Here is a 15,478-nt window from a genome sequence, read left to right as displayed (position 1 = left end):
TAAAACGAGGTGATAGTTATGAGCCTTCGTGCAAATCGTGTTGGTGAACAAATGAAAAAAGAATTAACCGAAATCATTGGACGTAAATTAAAAGATCCAAGAATCGGTTTTGTAACCGTTACTGATGTTCGTGTTACAGGAGATCTTCAACAAGCAACTGTGTATGTATCGGTGCTTGGAAATGAAGAACAAAAGCAGAATACGTTAATTGGTCTTGCTAAAGCAAAAGGATTTATCCGTTCTGAAATTGGTAAGCGTATCCGTTTACGTATTACGCCTGAAATCACTTTTGAATGGGATGAGTCGTTAGAATACGGTCATCGCATTGAAAATCTAATTCACCAAATTCATACTGAACAAGACGATAAAAATAACGAAGAGTAATATTATAGGCTGACTTCTACAATTTCTTTTGTGAAAAAGAATAATAGGGGTCGGCCTATTTTCTAAAGAAGAAAAGTAAAGCATATACTGGAGTGTGTAACGTGGAAGGGATTTTACCTCTCAATAAACCTAAAGGCATGACATCACATGATTGTGTGTTTAAATTAAGAAAGCTATTAAAAACGAAAAAAGTAGGACATACAGGTACATTAGATCCAGATGTTACCGGTGTGCTGCCTATTTGCATTGGTCGTGCAACGAAAATAGCGGAGTATATAACGGATGCAGGAAAAGCTTATGAAGGCGAAGTTACTATTGGTTTCTCAACTACAACGGAAGATAAAAGTGGGGAAGTCGTTGAACAAAAGCCTGTTACTGAAAGTTTTACTAGGAATGAAATCCTTGCAGTATTTGAAAAACTAACAGGGGAAATTGAGCAAACACCTCCTATGTTTTCTGCTGTTAAAGTAAATGGAAAAAAAGCTTTACGAATATGCGCGTGCTGGTATTGAAATTGAACGTCCTAGCCGAAAAGTAAAAATCTATGAACTAACTTTATTAGATGAAAGAGATGTTTTTGAAGGGGAGACAATCTCTTTTCGTTTTCGAGCTAGATGTTCAAAAGGTACATATATCCGTACATTAGCAGTGATGATGGGAGAAAAATTAGGATACCCAGCTCATATGTCAGATTTAATTCGAATTCAGTCTTCTAGCTTTACGCTTGATGATTGTTTTACATTAGAGCAAGTAGAGCAATACGTATTAGAAGACCGCCAACATGAGCTATTACAGCCATTAGAGTGCGGTTTAACCCATTTGCCGAAAATTGATATAAATGATACAGTAGCTATGAAAGTTTTTAATGGTGCAGTACTACAGAAACCAGAAAATATATGCTTTAATCCAGAGGAACCATTCGTGTTAGTTTATAATGACGTTGCTTTGGCTATTTATAAAATACATGACAGTAAGCCTGATTATATTAAGCCAGTTAAGGTTTTACGAACTGGTTTATAAGAGAGAGAAAGGCTTTAAGAGAAAGAGGAGAAGAAATTGAAAGTAATTAAGCTAGATTATCCTCATACTTATACGAAAGATGATTTTCCTCCGCTTTCTATTGCCCTTGGTTTTTTTGATGGTGTCCATAAAGGGCATCAGACAGTCATTTCTTCAGCAATAGAGACGGCGAAAGCAAATGGATGGAGTTCAGCGGTAATGACCTTCTATCCTCATCCACTTGCTGTGCTGCGAAGTCGTCAGGATGTACATTATATCACACCAATTGAGGACAAAATGGCACTTATTGAGCAGCTAGGTGTTGATTATTTATTTGTAGCTAATTTTACGGAGGCGTTTGCATCATTGCTACCTCAACAATTTGTTGATGAATATTTATTGGCATTAAATGTTAAACACGTTACAGCTGGTTTTGATTACTCATACGGTAGGCTTGGTAAAGGAACAATGGAAACGCTACCTTTTCATGCGAGAGGGATATTTACACAAACAATTGTTCCAAAGTTAAGCTTTGCTGAAGAGAAAATTAGCTCAACAAGAATTCGTAGCCTATTGTTTGAAGGGGATTTTGAAGGGTTTCATAGGTTAGCTGGTAGAAATTATGCTACTAAAGGTGTTGTCATTCATGGTGAGAAACGTGGCAGAAAATTAGGTTTCCCAACAGCGAATGTGCATCTAAGTGATGAGTATATCATTCCATCTACAGGTGTATATGCTGTAAAGGCGACTGTCAATAATCGAACATATGATGGTGTGTGTAATATTGGTTACAAGCCGACCTTTCACGATGAAAAACCTGATAGACCTAATGTTGAAGTACATATTTTTGATTTTGAAGATACTATCTATGACCATGAAATTACCGTTGAATGGTTTATTAGACTGCGTAGTGAAAAAAAATTCGCAGGTTTAGATGAGTTGATTGCGCAAATTTCACAAGATAAGAGTGACGCAAAACAATATTTTGAGAAAATCACGCGCTAAACTTGCTTTTTTCTCAATAAAATAGTAATATGTAAAACGTATCAAAAATGAACCTGTGCTTGGCTAGTCGAGTCACCGACGCTATGCTCAGCTAAAGGGAATTTTTTAAAAAATTTATGAGGTGAATACAAATGGCAATTACTCAAGAACGTAAAAACGAAATTATCGCAGAATACAGAACTCATGCGAACGATACAGGATCTCCTGAAGTTCAAATCGCTGTTTTAACTGCAGAAATCAACGCATTAAACGAGCACTTACGTACTCACAAGAAAGACCACCACTCTCGTCGTGGATTATTAAAAATGGTTGGTAAGCGTCGTAACTTACAAACTTACCTACGTAACAAAGATGTTACTCGTTACCGTGAGCTAATCAACAAACTTGGTTTACGTCGATAATCTGTAGAGATTTTTTCATTCTTTACAATCTAATGGGGTATACCCATTTTGAAAAAAAGCGGGATATTTCCCGCTTTTTTCTTGTAAATAAGATTTTTTTGTAAAATAATAATAAAAAAATGATAAATGTGCATACATTTTCTTTTTATACTGTTAATGATACGATATTTCGTGCATAATAAGACTAGTATGGGTTAGGAAATGTACGCTTTTACATACATGTAATAGATGATTAAAGATAATTTAACCTTATGTATAGATTGTAGAGAGGGGTTTTAAAAACAATGGATCAAACGAAAAAAACATTTTCCATAGATTGGGCTGGACGCACGCTAACAGTCGAAGTTGGACAACTAGCAAAACAAGCAAGCGGGGCAGCATTAATTCGCTATGGAGATACAGCAGTACTTACAGCTGCTACAGCATCAAAAGAAGCTAAGGCTGTAGACTTCTTTCCATTAACAGTAAACTATGAAGAAAGACTATACGCGGTTGGTAAAATTCCAGGAGGATTTATTAAACGTGAAGGTCGTCCAAGTGAAAAAGCGATTTTAGCGAGTCGTTTAATTGATAGACCGATTCGTCCATTATTTGCTGACGGATTCCGTAATGATGTACAAGTTATTAGTACTGTAATGAGTGTCGATCAAGATTGTTCTTCGGAAATGGCTGCTATGTTTGGGTCATCAATCGCGCTTTGCATTTCAGACATCCCATTTGAAGGACCAATTGCTGGTGTTATCGTTGGACGAGTAGACGGAGAATTTATTATTAATCCAACTGTAGAACAAATGGAAAAAAGTGATATTAATTTATCAGTAGCGGGTACAAAAGATGCTATTAACATGGTAGAAGCAGGAGCTGATGAAGTTCCTGAAGAAGTTATGTTAGAAGCAATTATGTTCGGGCATGAAGAGATTAAACGATTAATCGCTTTCCAAGAGGAAATTGTTGCAGAGGTTGGTAAAGAAAATCGTGAAATCGCTCTTTATGAACTTGACGCAGAACTTTTAGCTGAAGTAACGGCTATGTGTGAAGAAGATATTAATAAAGCGGTTCAAGTGAAAGAAAAGCAAGCTCGTGAGGAAGCTATTACAGTTGTAAAAAATCGTGTAGTTGCTCATTACGAGGAGCAAGAAGCGGAAGATGCTCAATTAAAGCAAGTAAAAGAAATTTTAAATAAATTAGTGAAAAACGAAGTACGCCGTTTAATTACAGAAGAAAAAGTACGCCCTGATGGTCGTAAACCGGATGAGATTCGTCCATTATCTTCTGAAACAGGACTACTTGCACGTACGCATGGTTCTGGATTATTTACGCGTGGACAAACTCAAGCGTTATCTATTTGTACGCTAGGTGCATTAGGTGATGTACAAATTCTAGATGGTTTAGGTGTTGAGGAATCTAAACGTTTCATGCATCACTATAACTTCCCTCAATACAGTGTTGGGGAAACTGGACCATCTCGAGGACCAGGTCGTCGTGAAATTGGTCATGGTGCATTAGGTGAGCGTGCTCTTGAGCCTGTTATTCCATCTGAAAAAGACTTCCCATATACAGTTCGTCTTGTATCAGAAGTTCTTGAATCAAATGGTTCAACATCTCAAGCAAGTATTTGTGCAAGTACTTTAGCTATGATGGATGCTGGTGTGCCAATTAAAGCTCCTGTAGCAGGTATTGCAATGGGTCTTGTTAAGAAGGGTGAGCACTATACAATCTTAACGGATATTCAAGGTATGGAAGATCACCTAGGAGATATGGACTTTAAAGTAGCTGGTACAGCAAAAGGTGTTACAGCACTTCAAATGGATATTAAGATTGACGGTTTATCTAGACAAATTCTTGAAGAAGCATTACAACAAGCGAAGGCTGGAAGAATGCATATCCTTGAATCAATGATGCAAACAATCAGCAAGCCACGTACACAGCTTTCTCAATATGCACCTAAGATTCTTATGATGGCTATCAATCCAGAGAAGATTCGTGATGTTATTGGACCAAGCGGTAAGCAAATCAATAAAATCATTGAAGAAACTGGTGTTAAAATCGATATCGAACAAGATGGTACAATCTTCATTGCTTCTACTAATGAAGAGAATAACCAACGTGCGAAACAAATCATTGAGGATTTAGTTCGTGAAGTAGAAGTTGGTAAAACATATCTTGGTAAAGTAAAACGTATCGAAAAGTTCGGTGCATTTGTTGAAATCTTTAGTGGTAAAGATGGATTAGTTCATATTTCTGAACTGGCAATGGAACGTGTTGGCAAAGTAGAAGATGTTGTTAAACTTGGCGATGAAATCCTTGTAAAAGTTACAGAAGTGGACAAGCAAGGCCGAGTAAACTTATCTCGCAAAGCTGTACTAAAAGAACAAAAAGAAGCAGAGCAAATGAGCTAATTTTACATGTATGAAAAAGGGTGTTCGGAGAGTATGTTATCTACTTTTCGAACACTCTTTTTTAGCATATAGGATGGGTATAATTGTAGGTGGCTACTAACTGCTAGCAGACGTTTCCTTTGTAGTTTGTAGTAACCTATGAATCAAAAATATTAATTTAAAAAGACCGGTAACGGTTTTTTTAGTCTATCATGTACAAACTCTTCATAAAACTGTACTAAGAATCTTTTATATGTAACAAAATAATAAATGAAATTTCGTATATGACAATGCGATTGTTTTTGTTATGTTTATGAGGAGGATAGTACAAATGAGTAAAAAGTGGAAGCAGCTTATTGCGATATGTGCGATAGGAGGAGTATCATGGATGTTGGTGCAGTCGCCGAGCATTGATCAATATGTAACCACCTTAAAAAGTCAATCTGTTTCGGTAGTAAAAAAGAATGATCCTCTTCTAGAAGAAATAAAGCAAAAAGCGAAGGAATATGAAGTTTCTCCAAAAGATGCTATGATAGACTCTGTGTGGAAGACTGTTCCTGGATATAATGGCCTAAAAGTAGATATACTCTCTTCTTATAATGTCATGAAAGATGCTGGTGTGTTTGATGAAAAAAAACTGATATATAAACAAATACGACCGAAGGTACATCTTTCTCAATTGAAAGCTGCTCCTATTTACCGCGCTCATCCGGATAAGCCTGTTGCATCGTTTCTAATAAATGTTGCTTGGGGAAATGAATATATCCCACAGATGCTCTCTGTGCTTAAAAAGCATAATGTGAAGGCTACTTTCTTTCTCGAAGGAAGATGGACAAAGAATAATCCAGAATTAGCGAAAATGATAACTGGAGCGGGACATGAGGTTGGTAATCATTCTTATACGCATCCAAATATGCAAAGGCTATCATCTAGTTTGATACGGAAAGAGATTCAAGAAACAAACGATGTAATCAAAGCCGTCACAGGTGTTTCAACTAGTTTGTTTGCTCCACCTAGTGGTGCATTTAGAGATGAAACAGTGACAATTGCTGACGAATTAGGTATGGATACAATTATGTGGAGTGTTGATACAATTGATTGGCAAAAGCCAACTCCAGCTGTTTTAACAGAAAGAGTTTTAAGCAAAATGCACAATGGTGCTTTCATATTAATGCATCCTACTGAAACATCGGCAAAATCTTTAGAGACATTAATTGTGAACATTAAGAAGAAACAGTTACATATTACGACGGTATCTGAAGCATTGAAAGAAGAAAGAATTATGCATTAATCGGGGCGAAAAAGTTTCAATTAAGACAGCAAGATATAGGAGGGAAAAGTTGTTGATTAAAAAATATACATGTCAAAATGGAGTACGAATAGTTCTTGAGAATATACCTACTGTACGTTCGGTAGCTATTGGTTTATGGATTAAGGCAGGATCTATTAATGAAACTGAAAGCAATAATGGAATCTCACATTTCTTAGAGCATATGTTTTTTAAAGGAACCACTACAAGAAATGCGAAAGAAATCGCAGAAAGCTTCGATAGTATCGGTGGACAAGTAAATGCCTTTACATCGAAGGAGTATACTTGCTACTATGCAAAGGTATTAGATAATCATGCTAGCTACGCACTTAATGTGTTAGGAGATATGTTCTTTAATTCTACATTTGATTCAGAAGAGTTACAAAAAGAACGAAATGTTGTGTTTGAAGAGATTAAAATGTATGAAGATACTCCTGATGATATTGTGCATGATTTATTAAGTAGAGCGGTATATGAAAAAAACCCATTGGCTTATCCAATCTTAGGGCGTGAAGAAACATTAGCGACTTTTACAACTGAAACCCTAAAACAATATGTGCATGAAATGTATACACCGGATCGTTTAGTGATTTCTGTTGCGGGTAATGTGGATGAAAGCTTTATTAAAGAAGTTGAAAAGTTATTCGGAAGTTATGAAGGTGGAAAACCTGCTAACGTACAACAAGAAAAACCTGTTTTTCACTATAATACATTAAAGAAAAAGAAAGAGACAGAACAAGCCCACCTATGTTTAGGATATGAAGGTTTGCCGATTGGGAATAGCAATGCCTATAGCTTAATTGTCATGAATAACATCCTTGGTGGGAGCATGAGTAGCCGTTTATTCCAAGAAGTTCGTGAGCAAAGAGGTTTAGCATATTCTGTTTACTCTTACCATTCAGGTTATCAAGATAGCGGATTAGTAACAATCTATGGTGGAACTGGAGCGAATCAAATGGATGTATTGTTCCAAACAATCCAACAGACGATTGATACTTTTAAACGTGATGGCATTACGGCGAAAGAGCTTAATAATAGTAAAGAACAGTTAAAAGGTAACTTAATGCTGAGCTTGGAAAGCACGAATAGTAGAATGAGTCGTAATGGTAAGAATGAACTTGTTTTAGGCAAACATCGTTCTCTAGATGAAATTGTTGAGTTGATTGATAATGTAACACAAGAAAGTGTTGCAGCTATTACAAATAAAGTGTTTACAGATCAACATGCGATGGCTTTCATTAGTCCAATAGAAGAATGGCAATCGAAGTAAAGACGCTGTGCTAGAAGGTTGTGAATAACCTTTTAGCACGTTTTTTTAATTTCTTTTCAAAAATCACTTCTAATCTTACGCTCTAACCTATATGAATGTAATAGGTATATATAAAAGAGGTGACTGCTTTTATGAGGTTAAGTGAATTAAGCGGTAAAGAAATTGTAGATGTGAAAAAAGCAGAGCGGCTAGGTATTCTTGGTCAGACTGATTTAGAAATTAATGAAAATGGACAAATAGTAGCACTTATTATTCCATCAGTGAAATGGTTTGGGTTTAAGAAGAATGGAAGTGAAATACGAGTGCCATGGCGTCATATTAAGAAAATTGGAACGGATATGATAATAATTGATATTCCAGAAGTTCATTATGAAGAGAAGTCTTAAAAAAAGCATATTTATGTTAAGGGTGTGCAAAAAGTGATTTCATATCGCTTCTTGCACGCCCTTTTTGCTTTGAAGAAAAACAAGAAGTAAAAACAACAATCAAAAAGGACCGGTGCCGGTTTTTCTCTGTCCAACCTTACACCTGCCATGCTTGGTCGTAAGCTAAGCTGTTTTGAAAACCAAGTGCGGGTTTTCAAGAACAGCTCGTCTTACGCCTGCCGCATGGCTCCTTTTTGCTTTGAAGAAAAACAAGAAGTAAAGACAATGACAAAAAGGACCGGTGCCGGTTTTTCTTTAAAATAAACAAACACCTATCTGGTACTGGTTTCATAATATGGGTAAGGAAAATAGATTCTCCTTAAAGTAGGTGACATGGAATGCTTACAGGCATGCAAATTGCCGTAATAGGCGGAGATGCACGGCAACTAGAAGTGATTAGAAAATTAACGGAGAGCGATGCGAAGTTATCATTAGTAGGCTTTGAGCAGCTTGATCATGCATTTTCCGGAGCGGTAAAAGAGAAGATTGATGAAATGGATTTTTCAGAAATAGATGCTGTTATTCTACCAGTTCCTGGAACGAACCCAGAAGGGAAAATTGAAACGATTTTTTCGAATGAAACGGTTGTTTTAACAAGTAATATCCTTGCAAAAACTCCACCTCATTGTAAGGTTTATTCTGGTATAAGTAATTCTTATTTAGACTCGATTATGAAAAAAGTTAATCGAGAATTAATTCAACTATTTCAAAGAGATGATGTAGCTATATACAACAGTATACCAACTGTTGAAGGTACGATTATGATGGCGATTCAACATACTGATTTCACGATACATGGTAGTAATGTTGCTGTTCTCGGGCTAGGTAGGACGGGTATGAGTGTTGCTCGAACATTTCAAGCGCTTGGGGCGAAAGTGAAGGTTGGAGCTAGAAAAAGTGAGCATATTGCTCGAATAACAGAAATGGGCTTACAGCCATTTCATTTAAGTCAGTTGGAGGAAGTTGTAAAAGATGTGGACCTTTGTATCAATACGATTCCAATACAAATTGTAACAGCGAAAGTTATTGCAGGGATGCCAGCACATACTTTAATAATTGATTTAGCTTCTAAACCAGGTGGTACTGATTTTCGCTATGCTGAAAAAAGAGGAATTAAGGCACTGTTAGCACCTGGATTGCCAGGTATTGTCGCTCCGAAAACAGCGGGAAGAATATTGGCTAATGTGCTTATACAGTTGTTGCAAGAGGATTTACTGAAAAGAAAGGGGAAGACGAAATGAGTTTAAAAGGGAAGCGAATTGGCTTTGGAGTAACAGGTTCACACTGCACATATGATGTTGTATTTCCTGAAATTGAAAAGCTTGTGAATAGTGGTGCGGAAGTGATACCAGTTGTAACACATACTGTAAGTAATACGAATACTCGATTTGGTGAGGGAGAAGACTGGGTTCAACGTTTAGAGAGTATTACTGGCCATGCGGTGATTGATAGTATTGTAAAAGCGGAGCCGCTTGGACCGAAGATGCCACTAGATTGTATGGTAATTGCACCTCTAACAGGTAGCTCCATGAGTAAATTCGCAAATGCTCTGACGGATTCTCCAGTACTTATGGCTGCGAAAGCGACACTGAGAAATTATCGGCCTGTTGTTCTTGGTATTTCAACAAATGATGCTCTTGGATTAAATGGTGTTAATTTAATGCGATTAATGGCTGCAAAAGATATATACTTTATCCCGTATGGTCAAGATGATCCTGAAAATAAACCAAAATCGATGGTTGCTAAGATGTCACTTATTTCTGAAACAATTATAGCTGCGATAGAAGGAAAACAATTACAACCCGTTATAATTGAAAAATTCAGAGATTTTTCATAATATTACAATAAAGTGAGTTGCTTAAGTTAAATTGTGAAAAAACTTTTGTTTCTTTTATGAGGTAATATGATAAAATAAAGACTAATCTGGCAACCAATATAAAAACACGAAATATTTGCTAAAAAGACAGAAATGGGGTATGGATGGTGGAAGCAAGACAAGGATTAAATGTAGCAGTAGTAGGAGCAACAGGCGCTGTTGGACAACAAATGATGGAAACTTTAGAAAAGAGAAATTTCCCAATTAAGAATATCACTCTTTTATCTTCAGCTCGTTCTGCAGGAACAGTATTGAAGTTTAATGGAGAAGAAATAGTTGTTCAAGAAGCTAAACCGGAATCTTTTGAAGGAATTGATATTGCATTATTCAGTGCAGGAGGAAGTGTATCCCTTGAGCTTGCGCCTGAAGCAGCTAAACGTGGAGCTATTGTAGTTGATAATACAAGTGCATTCAGAATGGCTGAAAATGTACCATTAGTTGTTCCAGAAGTAAATGAAGAGGACTTAAAGCAACATAAAGGTATTATTGCGAATCCAAACTGTTCGACAATCCAAATGGTTGCGGCGTTAGAACCAATTCGCAAAGCCTATGGTTTAAATAAATTAATCGTTTCGACTTATCAAGCTGTTTCAGGATCTGGTGCAGCAGCAATCTCAGAATTACAAGAACAAACGCAAAGCTTATTAAATGGAGAAGAAATTAATCCGCAAGTATTACCTGTTAAAGGCGATGAGAAGCATTACCAAATCGCATTCAACGTAATTCCACAAATTGATAAGTTCCAAGAAAATGGTTATACGTATGAAGAAATGAAAATGATTAATGAAACAAAGAAAATTATGCATATGCCTGAGCTCCCAGTAGCAGCAACTTGTGTGAGAATTCCAGTTGTTACTGGTCACTCAGAATCATTATATTTCGAAGTTAATGAGCCAGGTGTTTCTGCAGCGGATATCAAAGAGCTAATGAAAACTGCACCAGGTATCGTTCTGCAAGATGAGCCAGAAGCACAAGTTTATCCAATGCCTGCTGACTGTGTCGGTAAGAATGATGTGTTTGTAGGTAGAATCCGTAAAGATTTGGATGAAGATAAAGGCTTCCATATGTGGGTTGTTTCTGATAACCTATTAAAAGGTGCAGCGTGGAATTCAGTTCAAATCGCTGAGAGTCTAATTAAATTAGAATTGGTTACTTTAAAGTAAAGGATTGTTAGACTTGCGTAGTTGATTTCCTATACGAGTATAGAAGAAGTCAAACTATCTTTCTAATGAAAACTAAAACGAAATAGCCGGTTATTAAGCCTCAGCCTTTCCAATAATATAGAAGAAAGGCTGAGTTAATTTGGGGTGTATACATGAATATTATTGTTCAAAAGTTCGGCGGAACATCCGTTAAAGATGATGAAAGCAGAGCACATGCTAGAAGACATATAGAAAAAGCCGTTAATGAAGGATATAAAGTAATTGTTGTTGTTTCTGCAATGGGTAGAAAAGGAGATCCTTATGCGACAGATACATTATTATCACTTGTAAATGGTTCGCAAAGTAAGATTTCAAAACGAGAACAAGATTTATTGCTTTCAGTAGGTGAAACGATATCTTCTGTTGTTTTTGCAAATATGCTTCTTCAAAATGGAGTTAATGCTACCGCTTATACGGGCGCTCAAGCAGGTTTTCGTACCAACAATGATCATACTAACGCAAAGATAATCGAAATGAAGTGTGAACGTATCGTTAAAGAGCTTGAGCAATATGATGTAGTTGTTGTTGCAGGTTTCCAAGGAGTATCACGAAATGGGGATATTACAACAATAGGTAGAGGTGGAAGTGATACCTCAGCTGCAGCAATAGGTGCAGCTGTACAAGCGGAATGGGTTGATATTTTCACAGATGTTGAAGGAATTATGACAGCCGATCCTCGTATCGCTGAGCAGGCTCGTGCACTTTCTGTTGTAACCTATAATGAAGTTTGTAATATGGCGTATCAAGGAGCTAAGGTTATTCATCCGCGAGCAGTTGAAATTGCGATGGCTGCTAAGGTTCCTATTCGTATTCGCTCAACATATAGTGATGGTTTAGGGACGTTGGTTACGTCAATAAATGGAAGAAGTCATGGAAGTGACGTTGGCGATCGATTAGTAACTGGTATAGCTCATTTAAATAAGATTACTCAAATACGTGTTAATGCTAAGAAAGATCAGTATAATTTATCGACCGAAGTATTTAAAGCGATGGCTAATGCTTCGATTAGTGTTGACTTTATCAATATATCGCCAAATGGGGTTGTATATACAGTAAATGAGGACATGACGGAGCGAGCAATCGAAATACTTGAAAAAGAAGGTTATCAGCCAGTTATTGTAAGGAATTGTGCTAAAGTATCTGTTGTAGGTGCTGGTATTATGGGTGTTCCTGGAATAACAGCAAAAATTGTGACAGCACTTTCCGAAAAAGGTATAAGTATCTTACAAGCGGCAGACAGCCATACAACGATTTGGGTATTGATAAGCGAGAATCATTTGACTGAAGCAGTAAATGCGTTGCATGATGCGTTTGAACTTCATGTTGAATACGATGAAACTCACATTTAGAGTGGAGTGTTTCGGAGACTACTCATCGTTTGTTTTCTTATCATGACTTATTATGTATGGCGATGAAGGTTTAAGTTAAATTCTGTTAGGAGTGAAAGAAAGTATGATTTCGTTCGGGAAAATTGTAACAGCAATGGTTACGCCTTTTGATCATAAAGGTAATATTGACTTTGTAAAAACAACACAATTAGTAAACTATCTAATTGAAAACGGTACAGATGCACTTGTGGTGGCAGGAACAACAGGTGAGTCTCCTACCTTAACATCTGAAGAAAAGTTAGCGTTGTTTCAACATGTCGTAAAAGTTGTAGATAAGCGAGTTCCAGTCATTGCGGGAACAGGTAGCAATAACACATATGCTTCTATTGAGTTAACAAAAAAGGCTGAAAAAGTAGGCGTAGATGCATTCTTACTTGTTGCACCATACTACAATAAACCAAATCAACAAGGTATGTATGAGCATTTTAAAGCAATTGCTGAAAGTACTAAATTACCGATTATGCTTTATAATATTCCAGGACGTACTGCTGTAAAAATCGAAACAGAAACAATAGTAAAGCTTTCTGCTATTCCAAATATTGTCGCAGTTAAGGAATCAACAGGTGACTTGTCAGCTGCTACTGAGATTATTGCTCAAACAGATGATGATTTCATGTTATATAGTGGAGATGATTATTTAGCTCTTCCGATGATTTCTGTTGGAGCTAAAGGTGTAGTATCTGTAGCAGCTCATATTATTGGTAATGAAATGCAGGATATGATTGAAGCTTACTTTATTGGTGAAAATCAAAAGGCAGCAAAACTGCATCAAGAGTTACTACCAATCATGAATGGTTTATTTATGGCTCCAAATCCAACTCCTGTGAAAACGGCATTGCAAATGAAAGGTATTGATGTTGGATCTGTTCGTTTGCCATTAGTTGCACTTTCACCAAGTGAAAGAGATGCATTAAGTCTATTAGTGAAAAAATAAGAAGGCTGTCTCAAAAGTGAATACAAATCACTTTTGAGACGCCTTTTTTGATTTGGGTTAATACAAGGGGCATAAACATTAATCCAAAAAGGCCGGTGACGGTTTTTCTAATAATCAGAGTTCTGCTAATACTTTGACGAAAAGGTTGCTATGTATTTTTTACTTACGGTATAATGGATGTAATTGTTTTGAACGGAAGTTTTATAGTGTAGGAGGAAAAATACGTGGACAACCAAATGAATCATAACATTAAGGTATTCTCTCTTGGCGGACAAGCAGAACTAGGAAAGAATATGTACGTAGTAGAAATTGATGACGAAATCTTTGTTTTAGATGCTGGATTAATGTTTCCTGAAACAGAGATGCTTGGAATTGATGTAGTTATTCCTGATACATCTTATTTATTAGAAAATCAAGAAAGAGTTCAGGGTATTTTTTTAAGTCATGGTCATGAAGATCATATCGGAGCATTACCATATTTGTTGAATTCTCTGAATGTTCCTGTATATGGTTCAAAATTAACAATTGACTTAACAAAACTTAGATTGAAAGAAAATAGATTTAAAGGAAATGTATCATTTGTTGAAGTGAATAATAATTCGCAATTACAATTTGCGAATGCTCAAGTTTCGTTTTTTAAAACGAATCATAGTATTCCAGGTGCGCTTGGAATTTGTTTACATACAAAGGATGGCTGTATCGTTTATACAGGGGATTTTAAATTCGATCAAGCTGCATCAGGCATATATGCAGCGGATATTGGGAAAATTGCCAAAATTGGTGAAGAGGGCGTTTTATTACTAATGTCAGATAGTACTGGGGCTGAGAATCCAGGCTATACGAAATCAGAAGCAATCGTTGAAAGAGATATGCAAGATGTATTTGAAAGTAGTGAAGGACGAATTATTCTTGCATCCTTTGCATCTAATATAAATACTATTCAACATACATTAAATGCAGCAAGAAAAAGTAATCGTAAAGTAGTACTTGTAGGCAATGAAATGAAGCAAGTCTTTGAAATTAGTTTACAAGCAGGTTTTCTAAAGGTTGAAGAAGAAGCTGTTATTTCAATAGCGGAAGCGGACCAATATAGTGATCGAGAGATTGTTATTCTAGCATCGGGTCCTAAAGGCGAACCTATTGCTGTTTTGGAAAGAATTGCAAAGAAGAACCATAAACAAATTGTGTTAAAGCCAAAGGACTCGATATTAATTGCTGCTTCTCCTGTTCGTGGTGGTGAATTACAACTTACGAGAGCGATTGATTTGTTATATCGTATTGGTGCAAACGTTGTTTCTAAAAATCGTACTGTCTATGTTCCGGGACACGGTAGCCAAGAAGAGTTAAAAATGATGATTAATTTGTTAAGACCAAAATATTTCATGCCAATTCACGGTGAGTTTCGAATGCTAATGGCACATAGTAAGGTTGCAAAACAATGCGGCTTAGAAAACAATGCTATTGTAATTGCGGAAAATGGTGAAATGGTTGATTTGCAGTCTGATAGAATTAGAGTCAGTAGTAAAATTACTGCTGGTAATGTATTAATTGATGGTAGCGGTATTGGGGATGTTGGTAACATAGTATTGCGAGATCGTAGATTGCTATCACAAGATGGTATTTTGATAGTGGTAGTTACATTAAATAGAAGCAGTAAAGCTATTATTTCAGGACCAGAAATTATTACACGTGGATTTGTTTATGTAAGAGAATCAGAGAAACTAATCGATAATTCTATTAATATCGTAAAAGAAGTTGTAGATAAGAATGTAAATGCACCAAACTTTGATTGGTCCAGCTTAAAGCAAAATATTCGTGAACAATTAAGTTCACAACTCTATGAAGAGACAAAGCGCAGACCGATGATATTACCGATCATAATGGAAATATAATTAGGGAAGGACGAT

Annotated in this window: 13 protein-coding genes and 1 pseudogene; all 14 read left to right on the top strand. The window is 36.4% G+C overall.

The genetic code is table 11. From position 1 onward, the window contains the following. Nucleotides 1-18: 18 nt before the first annotated feature. On the top strand, nt 19-384 hold the full coding sequence (rbfA, locus tag TX86_RS11265; RefSeq protein WP_042348857.1) for a 30S ribosome-binding factor RbfA: 366 nt from the start codon (nt 19-21) through the stop codon (nt 382-384). Between the two features lie 101 nt (nt 385-485). Beyond that, nucleotides 486-1,404: pseudogene (gene truB / locus TX86_RS11260) on the top strand (tRNA pseudouridine(55) synthase TruB). Nucleotides 1,405-1,440: 36 nt separating this feature from the next. After that, nucleotides 1,441-2,388, top strand: coding sequence for a bifunctional riboflavin kinase/FAD synthetase (ribF, locus tag TX86_RS11255; protein ID WP_042348856.1), 948 nt, complete (start codon nt 1,441-1,443; stop codon nt 2,386-2,388). Between the two features lie 131 nt (nt 2,389-2,519). Then, entirely contained in the window at nt 2,520-2,789 is a 270-nt protein-coding gene (rpsO, locus tag TX86_RS11250; protein WP_042348855.1) for a 30S ribosomal protein S15, read from the top strand. Between the two features lie 284 nt (nt 2,790-3,073). After that, nucleotides 3,074-5,188 carry a polyribonucleotide nucleotidyltransferase gene (gene pnp, locus TX86_RS11245; RefSeq protein WP_042348854.1) on the top strand — a complete coding sequence of 705 codons (2,115 nt, stop codon included), beginning with the start codon at nt 3,074-3,076 and terminating at the stop codon, nt 5,186-5,188. Nucleotides 5,189-5,498: 310 nt separating this feature from the next. Beyond that, nucleotides 5,499-6,458, top strand: a complete 960-nt coding sequence (locus TX86_RS11240) for a polysaccharide deacetylase family protein (protein ID WP_042348853.1) — start codon at nt 5,499-5,501, stop codon at nt 6,456-6,458. 52 nt (nt 6,459-6,510) lie between these two features. Then, complete coding sequence (locus TX86_RS11235; protein ID WP_042348852.1) at nt 6,511-7,746, top strand: M16 family metallopeptidase; 1,236 nt, start codon at nt 6,511-6,513, stop codon at nt 7,744-7,746. A gap of 131 nt (nt 7,747-7,877) precedes the next feature. Then, nucleotides 7,878-8,132: a YlmC/YmxH family sporulation protein gene (locus tag TX86_RS11230; RefSeq protein WP_042348851.1), complete on the top strand. Its 255-nt coding sequence runs from the start codon at nt 7,878-7,880 to the stop codon at nt 8,130-8,132. Between the two features lie 377 nt (nt 8,133-8,509). After that, nucleotides 8,510-9,412 carry a dipicolinic acid synthetase subunit A gene (gene dpaA / locus TX86_RS11225; protein WP_042348850.1) on the top strand — a complete coding sequence of 301 codons (903 nt, stop codon included), beginning with the start codon at nt 8,510-8,512 and terminating at the stop codon, nt 9,410-9,412. After that, entirely contained in the window at nt 9,409-10,008 is a 600-nt protein-coding gene (locus TX86_RS11220; RefSeq protein WP_042348848.1) for a dipicolinate synthase subunit B, read from the top strand. The genes dpaA and TX86_RS11220 overlap by 4 nt, the downstream gene beginning before the upstream one ends. Nucleotides 10,009-10,151: 143 nt before the next feature. After that, the gene (gene asd / locus TX86_RS11215) at nt 10,152-11,210 is read left to right on the top strand and encodes an aspartate-semialdehyde dehydrogenase (protein WP_042348847.1); all 1,059 of its coding nucleotides are present in this window, start codon (nt 10,152-10,154) and stop codon (nt 11,208-11,210) included. Between the two features lie 152 nt (nt 11,211-11,362). Beyond that, complete coding sequence (dapG, locus tag TX86_RS11210) at nt 11,363-12,598, top strand: aspartate kinase (protein ID WP_042348846.1); 1,236 nt, start codon at nt 11,363-11,365, stop codon at nt 12,596-12,598. 103 nt (nt 12,599-12,701) lie between these two features. Beyond that, nucleotides 12,702-13,571, top strand: a complete 870-nt coding sequence (dapA, locus tag TX86_RS11205) for a 4-hydroxy-tetrahydrodipicolinate synthase (RefSeq protein WP_042348844.1) — start codon at nt 12,702-12,704, stop codon at nt 13,569-13,571. Nucleotides 13,572-13,795: 224 nt separating this feature from the next. Further along, nucleotides 13,796-15,463, top strand: coding sequence for a ribonuclease J (locus TX86_RS11200; protein WP_154663102.1), 1,668 nt, complete (start codon nt 13,796-13,798; stop codon nt 15,461-15,463). The last annotated feature ends 15 nt before the right edge of the window (nt 15,464-15,478 follow it).

The organism is Bacillus massiliigorillae (assembly GCF_000380245.2).
Classification (GTDB): domain Bacteria; phylum Bacillota; class Bacilli; order Bacillales; family DSM-1321; genus Bacillus_AD; species Bacillus_AD massiliigorillae.
The sequence above is the reverse complement of the archived record's forward strand: the minus strand, read 5'-3'. Positions and strand labels throughout refer to the sequence as shown.